A 25653-nucleotide genomic window follows, 5' to 3' on the forward strand; every position below is an offset into this window, starting at 1 on the left:
TAGTGACTGAAGACGGGGATGTCACCAGTGGGGGCGGGGTTCGCCCCTTACCGATGCGTCACACCGTCATGGCCGCCCTCGGAACCTGCGCCGCTCGGCGATCCCCTCCCGCGTCGACGGCGGCTCGTCGGCCAGCCGCACGACCGGATCGTCGGGCCCCTCCCGCCCGGCGACCACAGGCCGGCCGGCCCGTACCGCCTTGGCCCGGTACTGGGCGGCGTCGGCCAGCCGGAACAGCCGGCGGGCCGAGCGCACGGGCCCGATTGGGTCCTCGGTGGAGGCGACGCCGCAGGCCACCCCCTCGCCGAGCTCCAGCTCCCCGGCCCGGCGGCAGAGGTCGTCGGCGACCTTGACGACGTCGTCGGCGGGCGGGCCCGCGGCCAGCAGACAGAACTCGTCCCCGCCGAGCCTGGCGGCCAGCGCGCCGGGCAGCATCGCCCCGCACAGCGAGAGCACCGACCCGAACCGCTCCAGCAGCCGGTCCCCGACGGCGTGTCCGCAGGTGTCATTGACCCGCTTCAGCCCGTTGAGGTCGCACACGACCAGACTGACGACGATCCCCTCGGCACGGTGCCGCTCGACCGCCTCCTCCAGCCTGACGTCGACGGCCCGGCGGTTGGCCAGACCGGTCAGGGCGTCGGTGAAGGCGAGCCGGCGGGCCTCCTCCAGCCGCTCGGTCTGGGCGAGCCCGGCCGCGACGACGGCGGCCAGGACGGTCGCGAAGTCGGCGTCGGCGCGGTCGAAGACGGGTGTCCCCGCCGAGCGGGCCACGTACAGCTCGCCCCAGGCCCTGCCGTGCAGCACGATCGGCGCGACCACACAGGAGCCCCGGCCCCGGCGGCGCAGCGCGGCCACCCGCTGGTGGCAGTAGCCGGGGCGGCCCGCGGCGAGCCCCTGTGCCGTCTCCACCCAGGCGTTGGGCTCACCGCCGGCCGCCCAGCGCTCGTGCAGGAACTCGGTGATCTCGGGGAACTGGTGCACCGGATAGGCCTCGTCCTCCGGGAACTCGTCCTCGTCGGCGGCCCGGTCCCCCACGTTGACCAGGACGCGCAGCCGCCCCAGGTCGCGTTCCCACACCGAGAGTGCGGCGAAGCCCCCGGACAGCGCCCGACACGCGCCGAGCGCCGCCGCGCGCCACGACTCGCGGGGGGTGCGCGCGGCCGCCATCCCCTGCGCGAGCGCGACCACGGCCACGAGGCGCCTGTCCTCACCCATTGCCCTCACCCATTACCCCAGACTAGGGATATATGGGTGAAAAAGAGACACGAAGGGGGCACTTAGAGTGACAGCGGCCGCCTCGGCACACTCACTCGCCGGGCCACTGCGGCTTCCGCTTCTCGTTGAACGCGGCGACCCCCTCCGCCCGGTCCCCCGAGAACGCCACCGACCGCCAGGCCGCGTCCTCGACCTCGAGCCCGGCCCGCAGGTCCAGACCCTGCCCCAGCCGCAGCGCCCGCTTCGCCGCCCGCAGGCCCACCGGCGAGTTGCCGCCGATGCGGGCGGCCAGCGCGAGCGCCTCCTCCCGGTCCCGACCCTCGTCCACCAGGACGTCCACCAGTCCCAGCTCCCGCGCCTCGGCCGCCGCCACCCGGCGCGCCGTGAAGATCAGCTCGGCCGCGCGGGCCGCGCCCACCCGGCGCGGCAGCAGCTGTGTCCCGCCCCCGCCGGGGATCACGCCCACCGAGACCTCGGGCAGCCCCACCACGGCGGTGCCGTCGGCCACGATCAGGTCGCAGGCCAGCGCCAGCTCGAAGCCGCCGCCCAGCGCGAAGCCGTGCACCGCCGCCACCGTGGGGACCGGCAGCTCCAGCACGCCGGTGTACGCCCCGCGCGCGAGCGGCCGCTGGCGGACCAGCTCGGCGTCGCTGAGGGAGTTGCGCTCCTTGAGATCCGCGCCGACGCAGAACGCCCGCTCGTGCGTCGAGGTCAGCACGACCACCCGGACGTCCCGGTCCTCGCCCAGCGCCGCGCACGCCCCGGCGATCGACCGGGCCATGTCGGTGGAGACGGCGTTCATGGCCTTGGGCCGGTCGAGGGCCAGCTCCGCGACATGCCCGCCGTCCCCGTGCCGCCGCACCAGCACGAACTCCCCGAACCGCTCCTCGCCCCCGACACCCACGACACCGCTCACGAGACCCTCCGGTTAACGATGGTTAACAACTGTGCTCCGATCATTCCAGCCGGGGCCCGTGAGCGAAAGAGTGAACCGGTCCTCGCCCACAACCCCCGCCCACCCGTTCGAGTGACATCCCGCCCAACTCGCCCCGCACCGCCCACAGGAGCGCATAACGTGCGTCCGCCCCGGCGCGTCGGGGGCGCGACGCATCGGGGAGGAAACGCGATGACGAGCACGCGGACCGGGCCGTACCGGACGGCACAGGACGTGAGGGCACAGGACCTGACGGCACAGGACGTGACCGCACCGGTGGAGGCCGAGGCCGACCGGCCCTGGGCGCCGCGCCCACGCGGCCGGCATCGCCGGCCCCGCCCGCACAAGGTGCTGTTCGCCGCCGGCGGCCTCGCCCTGGCGGCAGGGGTGCTGAGCTTCGTGCGGCTGACGCCCGGCGCGGACGGTGCCGGCGGTGTCGGCGCCGCCGGGGCCGAACCCCAGCCCGACCCCGTCGCGAGCACGGAGGCCGACACCGGCGCCGGCCACACGGTCGACACCGCGGCCACCGTCGCGCCCACCCCGACCGCGCCCAGCGCCATGGGCGGCGCGAGCCCCGGCCGGACCCCCGAGGGCGGCCTGCTCCCGGGCGCCCCGGGCTCGCCGACGTCCGTCGCCCTCACCCCCGGCGCCACCTACACCCCGGCCACACCCGGCGCGACGCCCGCGCCACGGACCCGCGAGGCCCCGCGCCCGGCGCCCACCGCGACCACCGCCCCGACCCCGAGGCCCACGGCGACACCGGCTCCCGCCCCGGCCACGACGGCGCCCGAGCCCCGGCCGGAGGGCTCCGGAGCGCCCCGGCAGCCGGGCGTCTGCGTTCCGGTCGTCGGCCTGTGCGTGGACCCGCTGGGGGCCGCAGTACCGAAGCTCTGACAGGCCGACGGCGCTGCTGTGCGTGCGGCTCGAGCCGCCGACGGCCCACCGGCGTCGCTGCGCCCTCGGGGCCTGTCGTGCGGATCGGACCGCGGACGCGGGTCGGGCACGCGACCCCACCCGTCGGCGCCCGGTGGCCCCGCGGCCGTCCTGCGCCCCGTCCGAACGACAGTCGCTAGTCGTCCGTGTCGTTGCGGCGGGTGAGCAGCCAGGGCTCGACCACGCCGAGGCCACGGACCGGCCGCTGCCACATCGGCTGCAGCGCGAAGCGGTACTTCGGCGGCTCCTCGCCCTCCTTCTCCGCGGCGGCCGCCTCCTCCGCGGCCTCCGCCTCCGAGGCCGGAGCGTCGCCGGTGCGGATCAGTTCCTCGGCGAAGGCGCTGTCGACCAGGACGGCGTCGCGGGGAGCTATCGACGTCAGCCGGGACGCCAGGTTGACCGTCGTGCCGAAGACATCGCCCATCCGGGTGGTGACCGTGCCGAACGCCATGCCGACGCGCAGCTCGGGCATCGTCTCGTCGTTGCTCATCGTCTCGACCAGCAGCAGCGCGATGTCGGCGGCGATGCCCGCGTCGTCGGCCGCGTACAGCACCTCGTCGCCGAGCGTCTTGATCAGGCGGCCGCCACGGGCGGCCACCAGGTCGGCGGCGGTCGTCTCGAAGGCCTCGACGAGTTCGCCGAGTTCCTCCTCCTCCATCCGACGGGTCAGCCGGGTGAAGCCGACCAGGTCCGCGAAGGCCACGGCCAGCCGCCGGTCGACCATCTCCTCGTCGTCCGCGGCCTGCACGACCCGCCCCGCCGAGGCGGCGAGCTGGCGCCGCCAGACGTAGACGAGGAACTCCTCCAGCTCGGGCAGGAGCAGCTCGACGATGGGGTACGTGACCTCGGTGCGGGTCATCCCCGGCTCGGGCGGCTCGGTCAGGCCCTCCAGGAAGGAGTCGATCTGCCACTCCGCCAGCCGGGCGGTGGTCTGCCCGGTGGACCGCGCCACCTGGACGGCCATCGCCTCGCTCAGCAGCCCCGCCTCGACGAGACCCGCCAGTCGCCGCAGGGCGAGCACGTCGGCCTCTGTGAGCGCCCTGGCCTGCCCGATGTCGGCGAAGCCCATGGCCCGCCAGAAACGCGACGCCAGCTCCATGGAGACGCCGGCGCTGCGGGCGGCCTGAAAGGGGGTGTAGCGCCGCTCGGCGCCGAGGATGAGCTGTTCGAGGCGCAGTGCCAGAGGATGCGGGTCCTCACCGGGGTCGCCCGGCTCGCCGGGTTCGGCGGCCGGCAGGTTTACCCGGCCGTCCGCGCCCGCGCCGGAGCCCGTGTCGTCGACGGTCACGCCTGCTGCCCTTCCGATCTTCCGCGGTCATGTATCGACCGGCCTCAACTCTACGGCAGGTGTGCGCCAGCTCACTCCGTTCGGTTCGGCGGGGGACATGTCTCCCGGCCACGTCGTGAACCGGGGGGCAGCGACCTCACGCCGGTCGCAGATGGACGATGTCGCCCGCGCCCACCGGCTCCTGTACCCCTTCTCCCGTGGCGATCACCAGCCGTCCGTCGCCGTCGACCGCGACCGCCTCTCCGACGAGCGACCGGTCTCCCGGCAACTCGGCCCGTACCGTTCGTCCCAGGGTCGCGCACCCGGCCGCGTACGTCTCCTGCAGACCGCTGGCCGCGGGGTCGCCGCCGGCCGCCCGCCAGCGCCCGTACCACTCCTCCAGCGACCGCAGGACGCTCCGCAGCAGCGTGTCGCGGTCCGTGCTCACCGCGCCGGCCAGCGCCAGCGAGCCCGCCTGCGGCACCGGGAGTTCCTCCGCGCGCAGGGAGACGTTGATGCCGACGCCGACGACCACGGCGTCCTGTCCGGCCCGCTCCGCGAGGATGCCGCCGGCCTTGCGTTCCTCCCCGCCGACGGTCACCAGGAGGTCGTTGGGCCATTTGAGTGCCGTGTCGACGCCGGCCGCCCTCGCCAGTCCCGTCGCCACGGCGACGCCGGTGAGCAGCGGCAGCCAGCCCCAGCGGGCCACCGGCACCTCGGCGGGGGTGAGCAGCACGGAGAAGAACAGCCCGGAGCGAGGGGGCGCGGTCCACTGGCGGTCCAGGCGGCCGCGGCCCGCCGTCTGTTCCTCGGCCACGAGGACGGCGCCCTCGTCCGCCTTGCCCGCGCCCGCCGCCGCGACCAGGTCGGAGTTGGTGGATCCGGTGCGCTGCACCAGCTCCAGCCCCGACCACAGTCCGCCCTGCCGTACCAGCGCCCGGCGCAGGGCCGTCACGTCGAGGGGCGGGCGGTCCAGATCGGACCACCGGCCGCCGCCTGCGTCTGCTGCATCTCGCGGTGTCATGCAAGCCAGCCTAGGTGTGTCGAATGCCGCACTGCCGATCCGTAGGGGCAGCACTACTCTACGGATGAGTAACCGTCCCCCCTTTTGAGCAGGCAGGGAGCCGCGATCCCGATGTCCGAGCCGGAAGAGCGCCACGAGATCCAAGAGACCCAAGGGATCGACATCCACACCACCGCGGGCAAACTCGCGGATCTCCAGCGCCGCATCCAGGAAGCGACGCACGCCGGTTCGGAACGCGCCGTCGAGAAACAGCACGCCAAGGGCAAGTTGACGGCCCGTGAGCGGATCGAGCTGCTCCTCGACGACGGTTCCTTCGTCGAGTTGGACGAGTTCGCCCGGCACCGTTCCACCAACTTCGGCCTGGAGAAGAACCGCCCGTACGGGGACGGCGTCGTGACCGGCTACGGCACGGTCGACGGCCGTCCGGTCGCCGTGTTCTCCCAGGACTTCACGGTCTTCGGCGGAGCGCTGGGCGAGGTCTACGGCCAGAAGATCGTCAAGGTGATGGACTTCGCGCTGAAGACCGGCTGTCCGGTCATCGGCATCAACGACTCCGGCGGCGCCCGCATCCAGGAGGGTGTGGCCTCCCTGGGCGCGTACGGCGAGATCTTCCGCCGCAACACCCATGCGAGCGGGGTCATCCCGCAGATCTCGCTGGTCGTCGGCCCGTGCGCGGGCGGCGCGGTCTACTCCCCCGCCATCACCGACTTCACGGTGATGGTCGACCAGACCTCGCACATGTTCATCACAGGCCCCGACGTCATCAAGACGGTCACCGGCGAGGACGTCGGTTTCGAGGAGCTCGGCGGCGCGCGCACCCACAACTCGACCTCGGGCGTGGCGCACCACATGGCCGGCGACGAGAAGGACGCCATCGAGTACGTCAAGCAGCTGCTGTCGTACCTGCCGTCCAACAACCTCAGCGAGGCGCCGGTGTTCCCGGAGGAGGCGGACCTGTCCGTCACCGACGAGGACCTGGAGCTGGACTCCATCGTGCCGGACAGCGCCAACCAGCCGTACGACATGCACGCCGTGATCGAACACGTCCTGGACGACGCCGAGTTCTTCGAGACGCAGGCGCTGTTCGCGCCGAACATCCTCACCGGCTTCGGCCGGGTCGAGGGTCACCCGGTGGGCATCGTCGCCAACCAGCCGATGCAGTTCGCGGGCTGTCTGGACATCACGGCCTCCGAGAAGGCGGCCCGGTTCGTGCGCACCTGCGACGCCTTCAACGTCCCGGTGATCACCTTCGTGGACGTGCCCGGCTTCCTGCCCGGCGTCGACCAGGAGCACGACGGCATCATCCGGCGCGGCGCCAAGCTGATCTACGCCTACGCCGAGGCCACGGTTCCGCTGATCACCGTCATCACCCGCAAGGCCTTCGGCGGCGCCTACGACGTCATGGGCTCCAAGCACCTGGGCGCCGACCTCAACCTGGCCTGGCCGACCGCCCAGATCGCCGTCATGGGCGCCCAGGGCGCGGTCAACATCCTGCACCGGCGCACGATCGCCGAGGCGCAGGCCAACGGCGAGGACCTGGAGGCGGTGCGCGCCCGGCTGATCCGGGAGTACGAGGACACCCTCCTCAACCCCTATGTCGCGGCCGAACGCGGGTACGTGGACTCGGTGATCATGCCGTCCGACACGCGCCGGCACATCGTGCGCGGCCTGCGTCAGCTGCGCACCAAGCGGGAATCCCTCCCGCCGAAGAAGCACGGCAACATCCCCCTCTAAGGAGCCGCTGTGACGATCAAGGTCGTACGGGGCAATCCGACCCCCGAGGAGCTCGCCGCCGCCCTGGCGGTGGTCCGGGCCCGCGCCGCGGCGGCCGCGGAGACGCCGTCCGGCGCGGAGCCCCCGAGGGACGCGTGGTCCGACCCCGCCCGCATCGCGGGACAGCGCGTCCCGCACCCCGGCCAGGCGTCCTGGACCCGGACCTACTGGCCGAGCTGAGCGCAACCCACCCTGCTTGTCGCTTTCAGGGAGGCGGGGAACTACGCACCCGCCCCCACGGCCCGCAGTCGAACGACAACCGAACATCCGGTGAACGACTGCGGGCCCACAACTTGAGTACGGGTACTCAGGCGCCACCCCCCGGCCCGGCCCCACGCTGGTGGCATGCTGTGGTCCGACCCTGAGAACGAGCCCCCCGAAGAACTCCGCGACATGCAGGAGACCCTGCGGAGACTGGGCTTCTTCCTCGCTCTGGCCATGGTGATCGCCATGATCGTGCTGGGTGTCAGGTGAAGCGCGCCGCCGCTAGGCTGACCGCATGCGCCGACTCGTCCTCGCCTCCCAGTCCCCCGCCCGGCTGAACCTGTTGCGGCAGGCCGGCCTCGCACCCGAGGTGATCGTGAGCGGGGTCGACGAGGACGCCGTCACCGCCCCCACCCCGGCCGAGCTGGCGCTCGCCCTGGCCGAGGCCAAGGCCTCCGTCGTGGCCGCCAGGCCCGAGGTCAAGGGCGCTCTGGTGATCGGCTGCGACTCGGTGCTCGACCTGGACGGCGAGGCGCTGGGCAAGCCGGCGGACGCGGTGGAGGCCACGGCGCGCTGGAAGGCGATGCGCGGCCGGGCCGGGACCCTCCAGACCGGGCACTGCGTCTACGACACCGTCAGCGGGCGCTACGCCTCCGCCACCGCGTCCACCGTCGTCCGCTTCGGCGAGCCGACGGACGAGGAGGTCGCGGCGTACGTCGCCTCGGGCGAGCCCCTCTACGTCGCCGGGGCGTTCACCCTCGACGGCCGCTCGGCCCCGTTCATCGACGGCATCGACGGCGACCACGGCAACGTCATCGGCATCAGCCTGCCCCTCGTGCGCCGACTGCTGGGGCAACTGGGGGTCGGCATCACGGAGTTGTGGGCGCCGTCGGAGGCGTGACCGGCTGGGGCGCGGTGGGCGGGGGCGTGACGGGCGAGCCGCCGTCGTCGCCCCTGCCGTCCTCGGGCGTCTTGGCCGCGGGCCGCTGCTGGGCGTCGTAGGTCATCAGCAGCAGCACGATCAGGGCGAGCACGGCCACCATGAACGCGAACTGGGTCACGCCCAGCAGCCCCCAGGCGAAGGCGCCCAGCAGGCCGTGCACGACGGCGGCGCTGATCAGCAGGATCCGGCCGAGGCCGGCGGGCGCGCGGTCGCGCAGGGCCACCAGCAGGGCCACGACGCCGCACAGGGCGAAGTAGAGGCCGAAGACGATGCCGCCGACCTTCGAGGACGTGGACATGACGTCCGGGTCCAGACCTGCCAGGGACATGTCCTGCCGGTCCACCACGACGCCCACGAACCAGTTCAGCGCGGCGATGCCGACCGCCTCCACGAAGAGCACGATCGCCACGATCCACGCCACCGGTCTGCGTACCACCGTCCCCACCCACCTTCGAGCCCGACTTCAGCGAGTCCGGGCAAGCTAGCTGTTACCTCAAGTACGTTCGAGACATCCTGAACGCTACTAACGGGTAAACCGCGGGACAAGGGTTCTGCGGGCGGCAAAGAATCATTGGGCCATTCGTAGGGACTCCACAAAGAAACGGAGTGGGCCGCAGCACGCCCTCACAGAGACCTTGACCACATCGGAGGGCTAGGGTTTCCCACAGGAGTGCTGCGTACGGCGGTACTACGAGGGATTTCAGGGTCGAGTGAGCCTGGCATCACGCTCCGTGTGGGCAAGCTCACCTTTGGGGACGGGTCGTAGAGCCGTGTCGGCAGTCCCTAAACTCGGCTTGTTTCAAGGAGGGAGCCTCAATCGTGCGCAAGGTGCTCATCGCCAACCGTGGCGAAATCGCAGTCCGCGTTGCCCGGGCGTGCCGGGATGCCGGCATCGCGAGCGTGGCCGTGTACGCAGACCCGGACCGGGACGCTCTGCATGTCCGCGCCGCGGATGAGGCGTTCGCCCTGGGCGGTGACACCCCGGCGACCAGCTATCTCGACATCGAGAAGGTGCTGAACGCGGCGCGGGAGTCCGGTGCCGACGCCGTCCACCCCGGCTACGGCTTTCTCTCGGAGAACGCCGAGTTCGCGCAGGCGGTCCTGGACGCGGGCCTGATCTGGATCGGCCCGCCCCCGCAGGCCATCCGCGACCTCGGCGACAAGGTCGCCGCCCGGCACATCGCCCAGCGGGCCGGCGCGCCCCTGGTGGCCGGCACGCCCGACCCGGTGTCCGGCGCCGACGAGGTCGTCGCCTTCGCCGAGGAGCACGGGCTGCCGATCGCCATCAAGGCGGCCTTCGGCGGCGGCGGTCGCGGCCTCAAGGTCGCCCGCACCCTCGAAGAGGTGCCCGAGCTGTACGACTCGGCCGTCCGCGAGGCGGTCGCCGCCTTCGGCCGGGGCGAGTGCTTCGTCGAGCGCTACCTGGACAAGCCGCGGCACGTGGAGACGCAGTGCCTGGCCGACCGTCACGGCAACGTGGTCGTCGTGTCCACCCGTGACTGCTCCCTCCAGCGCCGCCACCAGAAGCTGGTCGAGGAGGCCCCGGCGCCGTTCCTCTCCGAGGCGCAGGTCGCCGAGCTGTACTCCTCCTCCAAGGCCATCCTGAAGGAGGCCGGTTACGTCGGCGCCGGCACCGTCGAGTTCCTCGTCGGCCTCGACGGCACGATCTCGTTCCTGGAGGTCAACACCCGCCTCCAGGTCGAGCACCCGGTCACCGAGGAGGTCGCCGGCATCGACCTCGTCCGCGAGATGTTCCGCATCGCCGACGGCGAGGAGCTCGGCTACGGCGACCCGGAGCTGCGCGGTCACTCGTTCGAGTTCCGCATCAACGGCGAGGACCCGGGGCGCAACTTCCTCCCGGCCCCCGGCACGGTCACCGCGTTCGCCCCGCCGTCCGGCCCGGGCGTGCGCCTGGACGCGGGCGTCGAGTCCGGCAGCGTGATCGGCCCGGCGTGGGACTCGCTCCTCGCCAAGCTGATCGTCACCGGCGCCACCCGTGAGCAGGCGCTCCAGCGGGCGGCCCGCGCGCTGGAGGAGTTCCAGGTCGAGGGCATGGCCACGGCGATCCCGTTCCACCGCGCGGTGGTCAGGGACCCGGCGTTCGCCCCCGAACTCACCGGCAGCCAGGACCCGTTCACGGTTCACACCCGGTGGATCGAGACCGAGTTCGTCAACGAGATCCCCGCCTTCACGGCCCCGGCCGACGCCGAGGCCGAGGACGACTCGGACCGCGAGACGATCGTCGTCGAGGTCGGCGGCAAGCGCCTGGAGGTCTCCCTCCCGTCCTCGCTCGGCATGAGCCTGGCCCGCACGGGCCTCGCGGCGGGCGCCAAGCCCAAGCGCCGCGCGGCCAAGAAGTCCGGCCCGGTGGCCTCCGGCGACACCCTCGCCTCTCCGATGCAGGGCACCATCGTCAAGGTGGCCGTCGAGGAGGGCCAGGAGGTCAAGGAGGGCGACCTGGTCGTCGTCCTCGAGGCGATGAAGATGGAGCAGCCGCTCAACGCCCACCGCTCGGGCACCGTCAAGGGCCTCGTCGCGGAGGTCGGGGCGTCCATCACCTCGGGCGCCGCGATCTGCGAGATCAAGGACTGATCCCGGCGATCAATCGTGTCGAGGCGCCCGGTCCACCGGGCGCCTCGCCGCGTTCACGGCCCCGACTGACGCACCCGGTCCACCAGTTCGCTCAGCACCGGTCGGCAGGACCGGCCCGTCCGGCGCCCGAGGGCGCTGCCCTTCCAGGGCGGAACGGAGGTCCGGGAGCGGAGCCTCCGAGGGGCGGCACCGGCCGCCCGACCGCCGGGGCCGTCAGCGGCGACGCAGGTCCGCGACCCGCGCCCGCTCCCCGCCGGAGGACTGCTCGCCCATCACCGACGACGCGCGCAGCGCCCCCGCGGATCCGGGGATCTGCCCCCGGCGCGGCGCGGGCAGCGGTACGTCCCGACGCTGCTGCTGGTGGCGCGCCGGGACCGCGTCACCCCCCTGGCTTCCCGTCGCCCCGGCCACGGCGATCTGCACCCCCTGGTCCGCGAGGGCCTGCAGCTCGGTGGCGGCGCGGTCGTCGTGCGCGGGCGGCTCGTCGGTCACCAGACGGGTGATGAGGTCCGTGGGCACTGTCTGGAACATGGTGTCCGTGCCGAGCTTGGTGTGGTCGGCGAGGACCACGACCTCGGCGGCGGCCTGCACCAGCGCCCGGTCCACGGACGCCGACAGCATGTTGGACGTGGACAGCCCGCGCTCGGCGGTCAGTCCGCTCCCGGAGAGGAAGGCGCGGGACACCCTCAGGCCCTGCAGGGACTGCTCGGCGCCGCTGCCCACCAGGGCGTAGTTGGAGCCGCGCAGGGTGCCGCCGGTCATCACGACCTCGACCCGGTTGGCATGGGCCAACGCCTGGGCCACCAGAAGAGAGTTGGTGACGACGGTCAGCCCGGGCACCCGGGCGAGCCGGCGGGCCAGCTCCTGTGTCGTGGTGCCCGCCCCGACCACGATGGCCTCGCCCTCTTCGACGAAGTTGGCGGCGAGGTCCGCGATGGCGGTCTTCTCGGCGGTCGCGAGATGGGATTTCTGCGGAAAGCCGGACTCTCGCGTGAACCCGCCCGGCAATACCGCACCGCCGTGCCGGCGGTCGAGGAGTCCTTCTGCCTCCAGTGCGCGCACGTCCCGCCGCACGGTCACTTCGGAGGTCTGGACGACGCGGGCGAGTTCACGGAGCGACACGGCCCCGTTCGCTCGCACCATTTCGAGGATCAATTGACGACGTTCTGCAGCGAACACGAAACTGACAGTAACGCGGACGACCGTCTGCTTTCAGCTCTTTGCGCCGAATAGTAGAAGTTGTTCGCACAGGGGGACGGGGAGTGGTATAAGACCCACTTCCGGCGACTATGCCTGCCGCACTGTCCGGCGACCCGGCGACGGCACTCCGTCAACTCCCCATGACCAGCGGGGAGTCCGGCGCGCCGCCGAAACGGACCGTCAGCCCTCGCCCGCGGTCTTGCGGGTGTGCAGCTGTCGCGCCACCTCCGCGATCGACCCCGAAAGGGAGGGGTACACGGTGAAGGCGTTCGCGATCTGTTCGACCGTCAGATTGTTGTCGACGGCGATCGAGATGGGGTGGATCAGTTCCGACGCGCGCGGCGCGACGACCACGCCGCCGACGACGATCCCGGTGCCGGGCCGGCAGAAGATCTTGACGAAGCCGTCGCGGATGCCCTGCATCTTGGCGCGCGGGTTGCGCAGCAGCGGCAGCTTCACGACCCGAGCGTCGATCTTGCCGCCGTCGACGTCGGCCTGGCTGTAGCCGACGGTGGCGATCTCGGGGTCGGTGAAGACGTTCGAGGAGACGGTCTTGAGGTTGAGCGGGGCCACCGCGTCGCCGAGGAAGTGGTACATGGCGATGCGGCCCTGCATGGCGGCGACGGAGGCCAGGGCGAAGATCCCGGTCACGTCACCGGCCGCGTACACGCCCGGGGCGGTGGTCCGGCTGACCTTGTCGGTCCAGATGTGCCCGGACTCGCGGATCTTGACGCCCGCCTCCTCCAGCCCCAGCCCCGCGCTGTTGGGGATGGCGCCGACGGCCATGAGGCAGTGCGAGCCGGTGATGACCCGGCCGTCGGCCAGGGTCACCTCGACCCGGTCGCCCACCCGCTTGGCGGACTCGGCGCGCGAGCGGGCCATGACGTTCATGCCGCGGCGGCGGAAGACGTCCTCGAGCACCGCGGCGGCGTCCGGGTCCTCGCCGGGCAGCACGCGGTCGCGGGAGGAGACGAGGGTGACCTTGGAGCCGAGGGCCTGGTAGGCGCCGGCGAACTCCGCGCCGGTGACGCCCGAGCCGACCACGATGAGCTCCTCGGGGAGCTCGCCGAGGTCGTAGACCTGGGTCCAGTTCAGGATGCGCTCGCCGTCGGGCTGCGCGTCCGGCAGCTCGCGCGGGTGGGCGCCGGTGGCGAGCAGGACGGCGTCGGCGGTGAGGGTCTCCTCGGTGCCGTCGGCGGCGGCGACCACGACCTTGCGGGAGCCGTCGAGGGCCTGCATGCCCTCCAGCCGGCCGCGGCCGCGCAGCACGCGGGCGCCGGCACGGGTGACGGAGGCGGTGATGTCGTGCGACTGGGCGAGCGCGAGCCGCTTCACACGGCGGTTGACCTTGCCGAGGTCGACCCCGACCACCCGGGCCGCCTGCTCCAGCGGCGGGGTGTCGTCGGCGACGATGATGCCGAGTTCCTCGTACGACGAGTCGAAGGTCGTCATGACCTCGGCCGTAGCGATGAGAGTCTTCGACGGCACGCAGTCGGTCAGCACCGACGCTCCGCCCAGACCGTCGCAGTCGACGACGGTCACCTCCGCGCCGAGCTGCGCGGCCACCAGGGCAGCCTCATAGCCGCCGGGTCCGCCACCGATGATCACGATCCGAGTCACGTACTCCATTGTCCCGCACGGGCCGCGGTGGTACCGCCCCGGGGGCCGCGGACGCCGGGACTGTGACCAGAGTGACGCCTGGGCGGACTGCCGTACTCTCCTTGCATGTCGCTCTACGCCGCGTACGCCGGCAACCTCGACGCGCGGCTGATGACCCGCCGCGCTCCCCACTCGCCGATGCGCGCCACCGGCTGGCTCAACGGCTGGCGGCTGACGTTCGGCGGGGAGCAGCTGGGCTGGGAGGGAGCGCTGGCCACGGTCGTGGAGGACCCCGGCGCGCAGGTCTTCGTCGCGCTGTACGACATCGCCCCCATGGACGAGGACTCCCTGGACCGCTGGGAGGGCGTCGGCCTCGGCATCTACCGGCGCGCCCGGGTGCGGGTGCACACGCTGGAGGGCGAGGAGTCCGCCTGGATGTACGTGCTGAACGGCTACGAGGGCGGGCTGCCGTCGGCCCGGTACCTGGGCGAGATCGCCGACGCGGCGGAATCCGCGGGGGCGCCCCACGACTACGTGATGGAGCTGCGCAAGAGGCCCTGCTGAGCTCGGCCGACTCCGGACTCGGCGAGCATCGGGACACGTACGGGTGAGTGGCAGGCTGTTGATCTTCATCGTCGAGGTCTTCACCGACGAGGACGTCTTCGTCACGGGTGAGTGACCGCTCCGGCGGTCCGTCCTCGTTGGAAACGACAAGACAACGATCGCCATCCCGTTGGCTCTGTCATCTACGCGCGTAGGCCGGAACCGGCTACCCTCAGTCGCGTGAACGCATCTCTTCTCCCGGACGACATCCAGGGCGACCCCCACGCCGCCGCCGACGCCGCCGCCGCGCGCCTGCGCGAACTGACCGGCGCCGAGACCCACGACGTCGCCCTCGTGATGGGCTCGGGCTGGGCTCCGGCCGTTGACGCCCTGGGCGCTCCCGACGCCGAGTTCCAGGTCACCGAGCTGCCCGGATTCCCGCCGCCCGCGGTCGAGGGCCACGGCGGCAAGGTCCGCTCGTACCGTACCGGCGCCAAGCGCGCCCTGGTCTTCCTGGGCCGCACGCACTACTACGAGGGCCGCGGCGTCGCCGCCGTCGCCCACGGCGTCCGCACCGCGGTGGCGGCCGGCTGCAAGACGATCGTGCTGACCAACGGCTGCGGCGGTCTGCGCGAGGGCATGCGCCCCGGTCAGCCGGTGCTGATCAGCGACCACATCAACCTCACGGCGACCTCCCCCATCGTGGGCGCGAACTTCGTCGACCTGACGGACCTGTACTCGCCGCGGCTGCGCGCCCTGTGCAAGGAGATCGACGCCACGCTGGAGGAGGGCGTCTACGCCCAGTTCCCCGGCCCGCACTACGAGACTCCGGCCGAGATCCGCATGGCCCGGACCATCGGAGCGGACCTGGTGGGCATGTCCACGGTGCTGGAGGCCATCGCGGCACGCGAGGCGGGCGCCGAGGTGCTCGGCATCTCCCTGGTGACCAACCTCGCCGCCGGCATGACGGGCGAGCCGCTGAACCACGAGGAGGTCCTGCAGGCGGGCCGCGACAGCGCGACGCGCATGGGATCGCTGCTGGCGCAGGTCCTCGGCCGGCTCTGAGCGCGCTGCCGGGGGCTGCCGCCCCCGCCCCGCTTCGGCCCTGAACGGGCCTCGTCCTTCACACGCCGGACGGGCTGGATCACGCGACCGGCGTCCACACGCAACCGGAGGCTGACCCCGTGCACGACGATCTCCTCGCCCGCGCCCAGACATGGCTCACCGAGGACCCCGACCCGGAGACCCGCGCCGAGCTCGCCAAGCTCATCGAGGCCGGCGACGTCACCGAGCTCGCCGACCGCTTCGGCGGCACCCTGCAGTTCGGCACCGCCGGCCTGCGCGGTGAGCTCGGGGCCGGGCCCATGCGGATGAACCGCGCGGTCGTCATCCGTGCCGCCGCCGGTCTCGCCGCGTACCTCAGGGGCAAGGGCCAGGAGGGCGGCCTCGTCGTGATCGGCTACGACGCCCGCCACAAGTCCGCCGACTTCGCGCGGGACACGGCCGCGGTGATGACGGGCGCCGGTCTGCGCGCGGCCGTCCTCCCCCGCCCGCTCCCCACGCCCGTCCTGGCGTACGCCATAAGGCACCTGGGCGCGGTCGCCGGCGTCGAGGTCACCGCCAGCCACAACCCGCCCCGCGACAACGGCTACAAGGTGTACCTGGGCGACGGCTCCCAGATCGTGCCGCCCGCCGACGCCGAGATCGCCGCGGAGATCGCCGCCGTCCGCAGCCTGGACGACGTGCCCCGCCCCGACGGGGGCTGGCAGACCCTCGGGGAGTCGGTCCTCGACGCCTACCTGGCCCGCACGGACGCCGTCCTCGCCCAGGGCTCCCCGCGCACGGCCCGCACGGTGTACACGGCGATGCACGGCGTCGGCAAGGACGTCCTGCTCGCCGCGTTCGCCCGCGCGGGCTTCCCGCCGCCGGTCCTCGTCGCCGAACAGGCCGAGCCCGACCCGGACTTCCCGACCGTCGCCTTCCCCAACCCGGAAGAGCCCGGCGCGATGGACCTCGCCTTCGCCGCGGCCCGCGCGAGCGCCCCGGACCTGATCATCGCCAACGACCCGGACGCCGACCGCTGCGCCGTGGCCGTGCCCCACGACGGCGAGTGGCGCATGCTGCGGGGCGACGAGGTCGGCTCGCTGCTCGGCGCGCACCTGGTCCGCCGTGGCGCGCGGGGGGCGTTCGCCGAGTCGATCGTCTCCTCCTCGCTCCTCGGCCGCATCGCCGAGAAGGCGGGCCTGCCCTACGAGGAGACGCTCACCGGCTTCAAGTGGATCGCCCGCGTCGACGGCCTGCGCTACGGCTACGAGGAGGCACTCGGCTACTGCGTGGACCCCGAGGGCGTGCGCGACAAGGACGGCATCACCGCCGCCCTGCTGGTCGCGGAACTCGCCTCGGAGCTCAAGGAGCAGGGCCGCACCCTCCTGGACCTCCTCGACGACCTCGCCGTGGAACACGGCCTGCACGCCACCGACCAGCTCTCGGTCCGCGTCCAGGACCTCGCGGTCATCGCCCGCGCGATGGACCAGCTTCGCGCGAAGCCCCCGGCCTCGCTCGCGGGCCTGGCCGTCACCCGGGCCGAGGACCTCACACGGGGCACGGAGACGCTGCCCCCCACCGACGGCCTGCGCTACACGCTCGACGGCGCCCGGGTCATCGTCCGCCCCAGCGGCACCGAGCCGAAGCTGAAGTGCTACCTGGAGGTCGTGATCCCGGTCGCCACCCACGCCGACCTCCCGTCCGCCCGGGCCCGCGCGGACGACCTCCTCGCCACGATCAAGCGCGACCTGTCGGCGGCAGCCGGCATCTGACCCCCGCCCTTCACACGCCCCACGGCCGCAACGACGGCCCGAACCCGACGGCCCGAACCCCAGCCGATGAGCGCGGCCACCCCTCACGGGAAGCCCGACGCCGGCCACGGGGCGCGGGGCGTGGGGGGGCGCGGGGGAGGCAGGGAGGGCAGGCGCAACAGCCGATCCGACGACGCCGTCGTACTCGACGCACCCACCCGGGGCCCACGCCCTCACCCGGCGTGGGCCCCGGGTGCGGTTCCGTCCCGGGTGTCGCGCGGCGGCGAAGCGGCGGGCGGCCGGACGGGCCCGAGGTAATCCACAGGCAGCCGACCCGCACACCGACACGCCCCGCGCAGCCCGACGCCGACCATGCCCGGACGGCCACGGGACCGCCGCGGCCGGTCCTGCGGTGATCGCGCACTCGACCCCGGCCCGCACAGGTGGTCGGCCCGCGCATCACGATCCCCGCGCACACCCCGCCGTCGAGCGCGGGCGTCCGCGTCTCCGGCGTCGTTCCCGCCTCGTCCCGGCTCCGCCCAGGCACGGCGTCTCACGCACGCGCTCGCGACCGACCGGACGCTCGTCCCCGGGCAGACGCGGGCGTAGCTCACCGCAGGCGCAGCACGGCCGCCAGGCAGGCGCAGGCGCAGGCACGGCTCACAGCAGAGCGAGCACCGCCGCCAGGCGGGCACAGGCACGGCTCACCGCAGGAGCAGCGTCGCCGCCAGGACCAGGGCTGCGATGACGGCCCCCAGCGGCCACAGCGCCCGCCCACGCTGCCGTTCGTCGGCCACGCCGACCGGCCGTGCCGCCGGATCCCGCCACATCGCGGTGATGGCGGCGGCCGTCCGTTCGTGCGGGTGCAGAACGCGGAGCCTGTGCTCCAGCCACGGCCAGCGGGGCGAGGCGACCGCCCAGTCGTCGAATGACGCGGGCCTGCCGGCGATCCGCAGCCGGACGCCGTCGTTCCCGACGGCCCGGACGTCCTCCCAGGCGAGGCGCCTGGCCCCGCGGAAGCCGTTGAACCACAGCCCCTCGCGGTCGGCGGTGACCCGCCAGGCCAGCCGACGCGGCAGCAGCAGGGCGGCGAACAGCGTCAGAACGAGGGCGTAGACGTCACCCCACCACCCGGGTCTCAGGTAGCACGCCAGGAGCAGCGCCACCGGCAGGACGGCGATCCAGTCGGCCCACCCGGCACGCCACTGCCGTGTCCGCGCCGGGCCGTCCCGCCCGGCCCGCTCGGCGACGGCCGCCGCGGCCGCCCCGCGCCGCTCCTCGTACCGGGCCGCCCGGACCGCCTTCCGCTTCTCGGCCCGCATCCTGTGCCGGAAGGCGCCCTCCGTCATCGGCCGCACGGGCCCCAGGGACGCCTCCGCGACGGGCGGCTCGCCGGCCCTGCCCGCGGCGGCGAGGAGGACGACCTCGGCGCCGTCGTAGGGGACCCCGTACAGGACCGCCTCGCGCAGCGGCCCGGCGCGCCCGTCGACGAGCCGCCCGACCAGCTCCCGAAGCTCCGCGTCGTTCCCCTCCGCGTCCTCGCCCCCGCCTTCGTCCCCGGCCCCTTGCCCATCCCCGTCCCCGCCTTCGTCTTCGGCCTCGTCCCCGTCCTCGACCTCGTGCGGTGAACCCGCGTCGGCGGCGGTGGAGACCGTGAACAGGGGCCGCAGGGCGGCCAGGTCGTCGGCGGCGTAGACCTCCGTCTCGACGTCGCTGTTCTCGCGCACGAGCACCCGCAGCGCCGGGACGGGCGCCCGGTGCAGGACGACGGCGCGGTGGCGTCCCAGCGCCGCGGAGAGCAGCACGGTGAGGCCGAGTCCGGCGACGCACCAGCCGGCGGCCGGGACGGCGTGCCGGTCGCCGGGGCCGTCCCAGAGGCCGGCGGTGACGCGGAGCACCGCACCGGCCACGACCGTGCCGAGCCCGGCCCACATCAGGAACGTTCCGCGCGGCGAACGTCCGCCCAGGCCCGCCGGCGCCACGGCGGTCACGCTCCCGGCGGCTGCCGAACCCGCCGCCCGCTGCCGCCGGCGCGCCGCCAGCCGCAGGCAGACGGCCGTCCAGACGGCGGCCAGTCCGGCCGCGAGGCCCAGCCGCACGGCCAGGGGGAGGTCGTCCCCCGCCGTCAGCACCATGACCACCGCGACGGGCGCGACGGCGACGGCGGCCTCGGGCCGCAGCACCAGCCACGCGATGTGCAGGGCGACCAGGGCGGCTCCCCACTCGGGCAGCCCCCCGTACTCGCCCAGCAGGCCCGCGCCGGCCACGGCCGTCAGCGGCAGCGCCACGAACGCCGACTCCCGCGCCCGCACGGGCACCCAGCGCGCAGGCAGCGCCCGCACCCAGCGCCGCGCCGCCTCACCGTCCCAGGACGCACATCCGTCCGGCACCGCCGCCCCGGACGGCAACCGCAGCACGCCGCCGGGCACAACGCCGTCCGTACGCTCACTCATCGTCTCCCCCGCCCGCCGAAACCTGCCGGCCCCACCGCCGGCCTCGCAGAAATACCCTCAACACCCTTGCGGCCGGGGCGCGCCGACGACGCACGAGAACCTCATTTTCCCGGCCCTGGCATGATCACGGCCCACCGACCGGCGGACCCCCGCCCGAAGCCGAGGCACCCCACACCCCACACCCCACACCCCGGGGAGATGCGGCCCGGCAACCCGCCGAGCCACCGAGCCCGCTGAGCCCGGCAAGCCCACCGAGCCCACCGCCCGAGAGCCTCCCGCTCCCGTCGGCCTGCCCCCGCACGTGTCCCGGCACGTGTCCCGGCAAGGGTTCCAGCGACGTCTCCCGGCGACAGGCGCGCCCTCGCCGCCCCGCCCGGCTCAGCCCACCGCGAGCAGCATCCCCACCGGCCCGCTCGGCCCACGGCAAGCACACCCGCCCCGCCCCGCTCAGCCCACGGCGAGCAGAATCCCCAGCACCACGGCCCCCGCCACGGCCGGGCCGATGATCTCCCAGGCCCAGCGCACGCTCACCTCGCCCTGCGCGCTGTCGGCCTTCTCCCGCGCCTCCCACAGCTCCCGCAGCTCGTCCATCGCCTGGTCGGCCCCGGCGCGGGCGGGCCCGTCGGAGGCGGCGGCGCCCCCGCGCCCCTGGCCGCCGCCGAGCGCGCCGAGCCGGCCGGCGCCGCGGCCGGCGCTCCTCCCGGCGGCCGCGCGCGACTGCTGCCGGGCCGCCCGCTTGCGGGCGCGCAGCGAGACGGGCACGGACCACAGCTGGAACTTCTTCTCCGACACGGTGACGGCCTCGTTGGAGTAGCCGGACCGCAGCGTGGCCACCTGCCCCCAGGGCAGCACGATCACCCGGAACGGGTTGCGCACCCGCAACCGGTCCTGGCTCGCGAAAACGGCGGGCCGCAGGGTGAACGCGACGATCAGCGGGACCAGCAGGATCATCGTGGCGAGCGCCAGCCACGGGGTGCGCCCGTCGCCGGCGACGATGGCGTCGATGCCGAGCCAGGCGACCAGCCCGAGCAGCAGCACGCCGCCGGCGATCGCCGCGGAGGACCGGTAGACGCGGTCCTTGGTCCCGGAACCCGTGGGTTCCGATGGCCCCGAGGGCTGCGGCGCTGGTGACTGGTCTTCCGGGCTCGTCATGGCCCCGATTCTGCCCGACGTCCGCCGCCCGCTCATACGCGGAGCCCCGGCGCGCGATGAGCACCTGAACGACTTCCGGGGCTGTACACCCGCTACGCGCGTAGATATGCTCGTCTGGTGACCATGCCCACCAATGCACCCAGCGCGGCCCGCGCCCTCGCGGACGTCACCTCGTCCGACAGCACGCTGCGCCGCTTCCTCCACGGGCTGCCCGGCGTCGACGCGGTCGGCCTGGAGGCGCGCGCCGCCGCGCTCGGCACCCGTTCCATCAAGACGACCGCGAAGGCGTACGCCATCGACCTCGCCATCTCGATGGTCGACCTGACGACGCTGGAAGGCGCGGACACCCCCGGCAAGGTCCGGGCGCTCGGCGCGAAGGCGGTACGCCCCGACCCGACCGACCGCACGGCCCCCAGCACGGCCGCGGTCTGCGTCTACCCCGACATGGTGGCCGTCGCCAAGGAGGCCGTCGCCGGTTCCGGCGTCAAGGTCGCCTCGGTCGCCACCGCGTTCCCGGCCGGCCGCGCCGCCCTCGACGTGAAGCTCGCCGACGTCCGTGACGCGGTCGCCGCCGGCGCCGACGAGATCGACATGGTCATCGACCGCGGGGCGTTCCTCGCGGGCAGGTACATGAAGGTGTACGACGAGATCGTCGCCGTCAAGGAGGCCTCGGGCGCGGCCCGCCTCAAGGTCATCTTCGAGACGGGCGAGCTGTCGACGTACGACAACATCCGGCGTGCGAGCTGGCTCGGCATGCTGGCCGGAGCGGACTTCATCAAGACGTCCACCGGCAAGGTCGCCGTCAACGCCACCCCCGCCAACACCCTGCTGATGCTGGAGGCCGTCCGCGACTTCCGCGCCCAGACCGGCGTCCAGGTCGGCGTGAAGCCCGCCGGCGGCATCCGCACCAGCAAGGACGCGATCAAGTTCCTCGTCCTGGTCAACGAGACCGCGGGTGAGGACTGGCTGGACAACCACTGGTTCCGCTTCGGCGCCTCCTCGCTCCTGAACGATCTGCTGATGCAGCGTCAGAAGCTGGCCACCGGCCGCTACTCCGGCCCCGACTACGTGACGGTGGACTGATCACCATGGCATCCGCATTCACCTCCGCTTTCGAGTACGCACCGGCCCCCGAGTCCCGCTCGGTGGTCGACATCGCCCCCTCGTACGGCCTGTTCATCGACGGCGAGTTCACCGAGGCGGCCGACGGCAAGGTCTTCAAGACCGTCTCGCCGTCCACCGAGGAGGTCCTCTCCGAGATCGCCCAGGCGGGCGAGGCGGACGTGGACCGCGCCGTGCGGGCCGCCCGCAAGGCCTTCGAGAAGTGGTCCGCGCTGCCGGGCGCCGAGCGCGCGAAGTACCTCTTCCGCATCGCCCGCGTCATCCAGGAGCGCTCCCGCGAGCTCGCCGTCCTGGAGACGCTGGACAACGGAAAGCCGATCAAGGAGACGCGCGACGCCGACCTCCCCCTGGTCGCCGCGCACTTCTTCTACTACGCGGGCTGGGCCGACAAGCTCGACCACGCGGGCTTCGGCGCGAACCCGCGGCCGCTGGGCGTGGCGGGCCAGGTCATCCCCTGGAACTTCCCGCTGCTGATGCTGGCGTGGAAGATCGCCCCGGCGCTGGCCACGGGCAACACGGTCGTGCTGAAGCCGGCCGAGACGACCCCGCTGTCGGCGCTGTTCTTCGCGGACGTCTGCCGCCAGGCCGGCCTGCCCAAGGGCGTCGTCAACATCCTCCCGGGCTACGGCGACGCCGGTGCGGCGCTCGTCGCCCACCCGGACGTGAACAAGGTGGCCTTCACCGGCTCCACGGCCGTCGGCAAGGAGATCGCGCGCACGGTCGCGGGCAGCCGCAAGAAGCTCACCCTCGAACTGGGCGGCAAGGGCGCGAACATCGTCTTCGACGACGCGCCGATCGACCAGGCCGTCGAGGGCATCGTCAGCGGCATCTTCTTCAACCAGGGCCAGGTCTGCTGCGCGGGCAGCCGTCTGCTCGTCCAGGAGTCGATCCAGGAGGAGCTGCTGGACTCGCTCAAGCGCCGCCTGTCGACCCTTCGCCTCGGCGACCCGCTCGACAAGAACACCGACATCGGCGCGATCAACTCCGCCGAGCAGCTCTCCCGCATCACCTCGCTGGTCGAGCTGGGCGAGGCAGAGGGCGCCGAGCGCTGGTCCCCGGCCTGCGAACTGCCCACCTCCGGCTACTGGTTCGCACCGACGCTCTTCACCAACGTCACCCAGGCACACACCGTCGCCCGCGACGAGATCTTCGGCCCGGTCCTGTCGGTCCTCACCTTCCGCACCCCGGACGAGGCCGTCGCGAAGGCCAACAACACTCCGTACGGCCTGTCCGCGGGCATCTGGACGGAGAAGGGGTCCCGGATCCTCGCCGTGGCGAACAAGCTCCGGGCCGGTGTCGTCTGGTCCAACACGTTCAACAAGTTCGACCCCACCTCGCCGTTCGGCGGCTACAAGGAGTCGGGGTTCGGCCGCGAGGGCGGCCGCCACGGCCTGGAGGCGTACCTCGATGTCTGACCGACTTTCCGTGCTGAAGACCTACAAGCTGTACGTCGGCGGGAAGTTCCCGCGTTCCGAGAGCGGCCGGGTGTACGAGGTGACGTCGAAGACATCGGCCGCCGACGCGGCGGGGACGGGCACGTGGCTGGCCAACGCGCCGCAGGCCTCCCGCAAGGACGCCCGTGACGCGGTCGTCGCCGCGCGCAAGGCGTTCGGCGGCTGGGCCGGGGCGACGGCGTACAACCGCGGCCAGGTCCTCTACCGCGTCGCGGAGATGCTGGAGGGCCGCAGGGCCCAGTTCGTCCGAGAGGTCGCCGACGCCGAGGGCCTGTCGAAGTCGAAGGCCGGCGAGCAGGTCGACACGGCGATCGACCGCTGGGTCTGGTACGCGGGCTGGACCGACAAGATCGCCCAGGTGGTGGGCGGCGGGAACCCGGTCGCGGGCCCGTTCTTCAACCTCTCCTCGCCCGAGCCGACGGGCGTGGTCGCCGTCGTGGCCCCGCAGGAGTCGTCGCTCCTGGGCCTGGTGTCGGTGCTGGCCCCGGTGATCGCGACGGGCAACACGGCCGTCGTGATCGCGAGCGAGAAGGCCCCCCTCCCTGCCCTCTCCCTCGCCGAGGTGCTGGCCACCTCCGACGTCCCGGGCGGTGTCGTCAACATCCTCTCCGGCCGCACGGAGGAGATCGCGGCGCCTCTCGCCGCGCACCAGGACGTCAACGCGATCGACCTCGCGGGCGCCGACGAGGCGCTGGCGAAGGAGCTGGAGATCGCGGCGGCCGACAACCTGAAGCGGGTTCTTCGTCCACAGCCTGTGGACGACGCCGGCTGGTCGGCGACGCCCGGCATCGACCGGATGACGGCGTTCCTGGAGACGAAGACGGTCTGGCACCCGACGGGGTCCCTGGGCGCGTCCGGATCGTCGTACTAGAACCGGATCGTCGTACGGGAAGCCGTACGGGAACAGGGGCAGGTCCCGGGCCGCCCCTCGCACACGCGGAAGCCGCGCCGCCCCTCCGTCCGGGGGCGGCGCGGCTTCCGTCCGCGTGCCGTGCGCGTCGGCGGTGTGCCATGCGCCGCGTGTGGGGCGCGTTCAGCCGCCGAGCACCTTCGTGACGTCCCCCAGCACCGGGATCGACCCGATCGACTGGGCCTGCGCCACCGGCCCGGTGAGCATCTGGGAGGTCAGCGGCTGGAAGTCGGCGAGCTGGGTGCCGACGCCGTTGTCCAGGGGGTCGACGCCGGTGCCCGCCAGCGGGTTGGGCTTGAGGCCGGAGACCGTGCCGGTGACGTGGGCCAGGGAGCCCAGCGCCCCCTGCAGTCCGGCCTGCGGGTCGATCTGGCCGACCGAGGTGGGCCTCGTCCGCACCACGTCGGCGACGGGCTCGCCGGTGGCCGCGGCGGCGGTCCCGGCGCCCGCGCCCAGCGCCACTCCGGCGGTCGCGAGGGCGGCGAGGGCGCGCCGGCCGGTGGGGGTCTGGGGGGAGTCGTGTCGGGCCATCGGGTCGCCGCCTTCTGCTGCGCAAGGTGATCTGGTCGACACGAAGGGTAGTTGAGGTGTGACGCGCGCATCAAAGCCGACCCGCGGGGTCGTTGACGGCCCGGGGGATGCCTCACACTGGTGTCCCGTGACCTTCCCTCCGCCCATACCGACGCGAGTCGTGCTGCTCTGCGGCCCTTCCGGCTCCGGCAAGTCCCTGCTCGCCGCCCGCTGCGGCCTCCCGGTGCTCCGGCTGGACGACTTCTACAAGGAGGGCGACGACCCGACGCTGCCGCTGGTGGCGGGCAGCTCCGACATCGACTGGGACCACCCCGAGTCGTGGGACGCGGACACGGCCGTCGCCGCCATCGTGGATCTGTGCCGCACGGGCCGCACGAACGTTCCCGTGTACGACATCGCGCTCAGCGCCCGCACGGGCGAGGAGGCGGTCGAGATCGGGCGCACTCCGTTGTTCATCGCGGAGGGCATCTTCGCCGCCGAGATCGTCAACCGCTGCCGCGAACTGGGCGTCCTGGCCGATGCGCTGTGCCTGAGCCGCGGCCCGGTGAAGACCTTCCGCCGCCGTTTCCTGCGGGATCTGAAGGAGGGCCGCAAGTCGGTGCCCTTCCTGCTGCGCCGCGGCTGGCGCCTGATGCGCGCCGAACGCTCCATCGTGGCCCGCCAGACCGCGCTGGGCGCGTACGCCTGCGACCGCGACGAGGCGCTGAGCCGGCTGGCGGCCGCGGCGGTCGCCGACCCGGCCGACCGCGCGCCGACGGCGCACACGGCCGTCTAGAGCCCGCGCAGGGCCCGCGCAGGGCCCGCGCCGACCTGCGCCGGCGTGTGCCCGCGGAAGCGGCGCAGCCGCGGCCACACGCAGAAGCGGGACTGGACGGACCCCCCGGCCCTCCAGTCCCGCTCCTCGTTCTCCCCCGTGTCCCCCCGGGGGTGGTGCTTCCCCTTGCTTGCGCGGTACCGCTCACCCCGAACGTCCCCCGTCGGGTCCCCCCGGTACCGCTCCCCCGTGTTC

General features: G+C 73.4%; 23 protein-coding genes. 13 read left to right on the plus strand and 10 right to left on the minus strand.

The genetic code is table 11. The annotated features are described in order from the left end of the window. Positions 1 to 66: 66 nt before the first annotated feature. Together ACZ7DE_RS02365 and ACZ7DE_RS02370 are read right to left on the minus strand one after the other, a co-directional pair. On the minus strand, positions 67 to 1215 hold the full coding sequence (locus ACZ7DE_RS02365; RefSeq protein ID WP_470757046.1) for a GGDEF domain-containing protein: 1149 nt from the start codon (positions 1213 to 1215) through the stop codon (positions 67 to 69). Between the two features lie 91 nt (positions 1216 to 1306). Then, a complete protein-coding gene (locus ACZ7DE_RS02370; RefSeq protein ID WP_470757048.1) occupies positions 1307 to 2131 on the minus strand; it encodes an enoyl-CoA hydratase/isomerase family protein in 825 nt (274 codons plus the stop codon). A 210-nt stretch (positions 2132 to 2341) separates the two neighbouring features. On the opposite strand from ACZ7DE_RS02370, the gene ACZ7DE_RS02375 reads away from it, so the two are divergent. Next, positions 2342 to 3043, plus strand: a complete 702-nt coding sequence (locus tag ACZ7DE_RS02375) for a hypothetical protein (RefSeq protein ID WP_470757050.1) — start codon at positions 2342 to 2344, stop codon at positions 3041 to 3043. A 175-nt stretch (positions 3044 to 3218) separates the two neighbouring features. Here ACZ7DE_RS02375 and ACZ7DE_RS02380 read toward each other — a convergent pair whose 3' ends face one another. Then, positions 3219 to 4370, minus strand: coding sequence for an adenylate/guanylate cyclase domain-containing protein (locus ACZ7DE_RS02380; RefSeq protein ID WP_470757052.1), 1152 nt, complete (start codon positions 4368 to 4370; stop codon positions 3219 to 3221). A 136-nt stretch (positions 4371 to 4506) separates the two neighbouring features. Beyond that, positions 4507 to 5373 carry a biotin--[acetyl-CoA-carboxylase] ligase gene (locus tag ACZ7DE_RS02385; RefSeq protein ID WP_470757054.1) on the minus strand — a complete coding sequence of 289 codons (867 nt, stop codon included), beginning with the start codon at positions 5371 to 5373 and terminating at the stop codon, positions 4507 to 4509. A gap of 111 nt (positions 5374 to 5484) precedes the next feature. On the opposite strand from ACZ7DE_RS02385, the gene ACZ7DE_RS02390 reads away from it, so the two are divergent. From ACZ7DE_RS02390 to ACZ7DE_RS02405, 4 genes are all read left to right on the plus strand, one after another. After that, complete coding sequence (locus ACZ7DE_RS02390; protein ID WP_470757056.1) at positions 5485 to 7107, plus strand: acyl-CoA carboxylase subunit beta; 1623 nt, start codon at positions 5485 to 5487, stop codon at positions 7105 to 7107. A 9-nt stretch (positions 7108 to 7116) separates the two neighbouring features. Further along, complete coding sequence (locus ACZ7DE_RS02395; RefSeq protein WP_470757058.1) at positions 7117 to 7326, plus strand: acyl-CoA carboxylase epsilon subunit; 210 nt, start codon at positions 7117 to 7119, stop codon at positions 7324 to 7326. A gap of 165 nt (positions 7327 to 7491) precedes the next feature. Then, the gene (gene mmpB, locus ACZ7DE_RS02400) at positions 7492 to 7620 is read left to right on the plus strand and encodes a morphogenic membrane protein MmpB (protein WP_470757060.1); all 129 of its coding nucleotides are present in this window, start codon (positions 7492 to 7494) and stop codon (positions 7618 to 7620) included. Positions 7621 to 7645: 25 nt separating this feature from the next. After that, a complete protein-coding gene (locus tag ACZ7DE_RS02405; RefSeq protein WP_470757062.1) occupies positions 7646 to 8251 on the plus strand; it encodes a Maf family protein in 606 nt (201 codons plus the stop codon). Here ACZ7DE_RS02405 and ACZ7DE_RS02410 read toward each other — a convergent pair. Continuing rightward, positions 8220 to 8729, minus strand: coding sequence for a hypothetical protein (locus ACZ7DE_RS02410; RefSeq protein WP_470757064.1), 510 nt, complete (start codon positions 8727 to 8729; stop codon positions 8220 to 8222). The two genes, ACZ7DE_RS02405 and ACZ7DE_RS02410, sit on opposite strands and share 32 nt — an antisense overlap. A gap of 383 nt (positions 8730 to 9112) precedes the next feature. Here ACZ7DE_RS02410 and ACZ7DE_RS02415 point away from each other — a divergent pair, with 383 nt between their 5' ends. Further along, entirely contained in the window at positions 9113 to 10885 is a 1773-nt protein-coding gene (locus ACZ7DE_RS02415) for an acetyl/propionyl/methylcrotonyl-CoA carboxylase subunit alpha (RefSeq protein ID WP_470757066.1), read from the plus strand. 213 nt (positions 10886 to 11098) lie between these two features. Here the strand turns inward: ACZ7DE_RS02415 and ACZ7DE_RS02420 are convergent, their stop codons facing one another. Together ACZ7DE_RS02420 and ACZ7DE_RS02425 are read right to left on the minus strand one after the other, a co-directional pair. Next, positions 11099 to 12064 carry a DeoR/GlpR family DNA-binding transcription regulator gene (locus ACZ7DE_RS02420; protein WP_470757068.1) on the minus strand — a complete coding sequence of 322 codons (966 nt, stop codon included), beginning with the start codon at positions 12062 to 12064 and terminating at the stop codon, positions 11099 to 11101. 201 nt (positions 12065 to 12265) lie between these two features. Continuing rightward, positions 12266 to 13714: an NAD(P)H-quinone dehydrogenase gene (locus tag ACZ7DE_RS02425; protein ID WP_470757070.1), complete on the minus strand. Its 1449-nt coding sequence runs from the start codon at positions 13712 to 13714 to the stop codon at positions 12266 to 12268. Between the two features lie 96 nt (positions 13715 to 13810). On the opposite strand from ACZ7DE_RS02425, the gene ACZ7DE_RS02430 reads away from it, so the two are divergent. The 3 genes from ACZ7DE_RS02430 to ACZ7DE_RS02440 all read left to right on the plus strand — a co-directional run bounded on the left by ACZ7DE_RS02430 (position 13811) and on the right by ACZ7DE_RS02440 (position 17043). Further along, positions 13811 to 14248: a gamma-glutamylcyclotransferase family protein gene (locus tag ACZ7DE_RS02430; protein ID WP_470757072.1), complete on the plus strand. Its 438-nt coding sequence runs from the start codon at positions 13811 to 13813 to the stop codon at positions 14246 to 14248. A 219-nt stretch (positions 14249 to 14467) separates the two neighbouring features. Continuing rightward, a complete protein-coding gene (locus tag ACZ7DE_RS02435; protein WP_470757074.1) occupies positions 14468 to 15292 on the plus strand; it encodes a purine-nucleoside phosphorylase in 825 nt (274 codons plus the stop codon). Between the two features lie 119 nt (positions 15293 to 15411). After that, entirely contained in the window at positions 15412 to 17043 is a 1632-nt protein-coding gene (locus tag ACZ7DE_RS02440) for a phospho-sugar mutase (RefSeq protein ID WP_470757076.1), read from the plus strand. Positions 17044 to 17726: 683 nt separating this feature from the next. Here the strand turns inward: ACZ7DE_RS02440 and ACZ7DE_RS02445 are convergent. Then, positions 17727 to 19475, minus strand: a complete 1749-nt coding sequence (locus tag ACZ7DE_RS02445; RefSeq protein WP_470757078.1) for a hypothetical protein — start codon at positions 19473 to 19475, stop codon at positions 17727 to 17729. A 447-nt stretch (positions 19476 to 19922) separates the two neighbouring features. Beyond that, positions 19923 to 20627, minus strand: a complete 705-nt coding sequence (locus tag ACZ7DE_RS02450) for a PH domain-containing protein (RefSeq protein ID WP_470757080.1) — start codon at positions 20625 to 20627, stop codon at positions 19923 to 19925. Between the two features lie 123 nt (positions 20628 to 20750). Here ACZ7DE_RS02450 and deoC point away from each other — a divergent pair, with 123 nt between their 5' ends. The 3 genes from deoC to ACZ7DE_RS02465 are packed head-to-tail and all read left to right on the plus strand — an operon-like array spanning position 20751 to position 24074. Continuing rightward, complete coding sequence (gene deoC, locus ACZ7DE_RS02455; RefSeq protein ID WP_470757950.1) at positions 20751 to 21710, plus strand: deoxyribose-phosphate aldolase; 960 nt, start codon at positions 20751 to 20753, stop codon at positions 21708 to 21710. Positions 21711 to 21715: 5 nt separating this feature from the next. Further along, positions 21716 to 23164: an aldehyde dehydrogenase family protein gene (locus tag ACZ7DE_RS02460; protein WP_470757082.1), complete on the plus strand. Its 1449-nt coding sequence runs from the start codon at positions 21716 to 21718 to the stop codon at positions 23162 to 23164. Further along, positions 23157 to 24074 carry an aldehyde dehydrogenase family protein gene (locus ACZ7DE_RS02465; RefSeq protein ID WP_470757084.1) on the plus strand — a complete coding sequence of 306 codons (918 nt, stop codon included), beginning with the start codon at positions 23157 to 23159 and terminating at the stop codon, positions 24072 to 24074. Before ACZ7DE_RS02460 ends, ACZ7DE_RS02465 begins: the two co-directional genes overlap by 8 nt. 162 nt (positions 24075 to 24236) lie before the next feature. Here the strand turns inward: ACZ7DE_RS02465 and ACZ7DE_RS02470 are convergent, their stop codons facing one another. Beyond that, complete coding sequence (locus tag ACZ7DE_RS02470) at positions 24237 to 24644, minus strand: hypothetical protein (RefSeq protein ID WP_470757086.1); 408 nt, start codon at positions 24642 to 24644, stop codon at positions 24237 to 24239. Positions 24645 to 24702: 58 nt separating this feature from the next. On the opposite strand from ACZ7DE_RS02470, the gene ACZ7DE_RS02475 reads away from it, so the two are divergent. Beyond that, a complete protein-coding gene (locus ACZ7DE_RS02475) occupies positions 24703 to 25419 on the plus strand; it encodes a uridine kinase family protein (RefSeq protein ID WP_470757088.1) in 717 nt (238 codons plus the stop codon). Positions 25420 to 25653 lie beyond the last annotated feature (234 nt).

This window comes from Streptomyces sp. NPDC037083, assembly GCF_055606485.1.

Bases quoted from the DNA above. Each gene is read 5' to 3' on its own strand.
- ACZ7DE_RS02425 (WP_470757070.1), bottom strand. From the start codon at position 13,714: ATGGAGTACGTGACTCGGATCGTGATCATCGGTGGCGGACCCGGCGGC.
- ACZ7DE_RS02405 (WP_470757062.1), top strand. From the start codon at position 7,646: ATGCGCCGACTCGTCCTCGCCTCCCAGTCCCCCGCCCGGCTGAACCTG.
- deoC (WP_470757950.1), top strand. From the start codon at position 20,751: ATGCCCACCAATGCACCCAGCGCGGCCCGCGCCCTCGCGGACGTCACC.
- ACZ7DE_RS02470 (WP_470757086.1), bottom strand. From the start codon at position 24,644: ATGGCCCGACACGACTCCCCCCAGACCCCCACCGGCCGGCGCGCCCTC.
- ACZ7DE_RS02390 (WP_470757056.1), top strand. From the start codon at position 5,485: ATGTCCGAGCCGGAAGAGCGCCACGAGATCCAAGAGACCCAAGGGATC.
- ACZ7DE_RS02375 (WP_470757050.1), top strand. From the start codon at position 2,342: ATGACGAGCACGCGGACCGGGCCGTACCGGACGGCACAGGACGTGAGG.
- ACZ7DE_RS02460 (WP_470757082.1), top strand. From the start codon at position 21,716: ATGGCATCCGCATTCACCTCCGCTTTCGAGTACGCACCGGCCCCCGAG.
- ACZ7DE_RS02385 (WP_470757054.1), bottom strand. From the start codon at position 5,373: ATGACACCGCGAGATGCAGCAGACGCAGGCGGCGGCCGGTGGTCCGAT.
- ACZ7DE_RS02450 (WP_470757080.1), bottom strand. From the start codon at position 20,627: ATGACGAGCCCGGAAGACCAGTCACCAGCGCCGCAGCCCTCGGGGCCA.
- mmpB (WP_470757060.1), top strand. From the start codon at position 7,492: ATGCTGTGGTCCGACCCTGAGAACGAGCCCCCCGAAGAACTCCGCGAC.
- ACZ7DE_RS02365 (WP_470757046.1), bottom strand. From the start codon at position 1,215: ATGGGTGAGGACAGGCGCCTCGTGGCCGTGGTCGCGCTCGCGCAGGGG.
- ACZ7DE_RS02445 (WP_470757078.1), bottom strand. From the start codon at position 19,475: ATGAGTGAGCGTACGGACGGCGTTGTGCCCGGCGGCGTGCTGCGGTTG.
- ACZ7DE_RS02465 (WP_470757084.1), top strand. From the start codon at position 23,157: ATGTCTGACCGACTTTCCGTGCTGAAGACCTACAAGCTGTACGTCGGC.
- ACZ7DE_RS02430 (WP_470757072.1), top strand. From the start codon at position 13,811: ATGTCGCTCTACGCCGCGTACGCCGGCAACCTCGACGCGCGGCTGATG.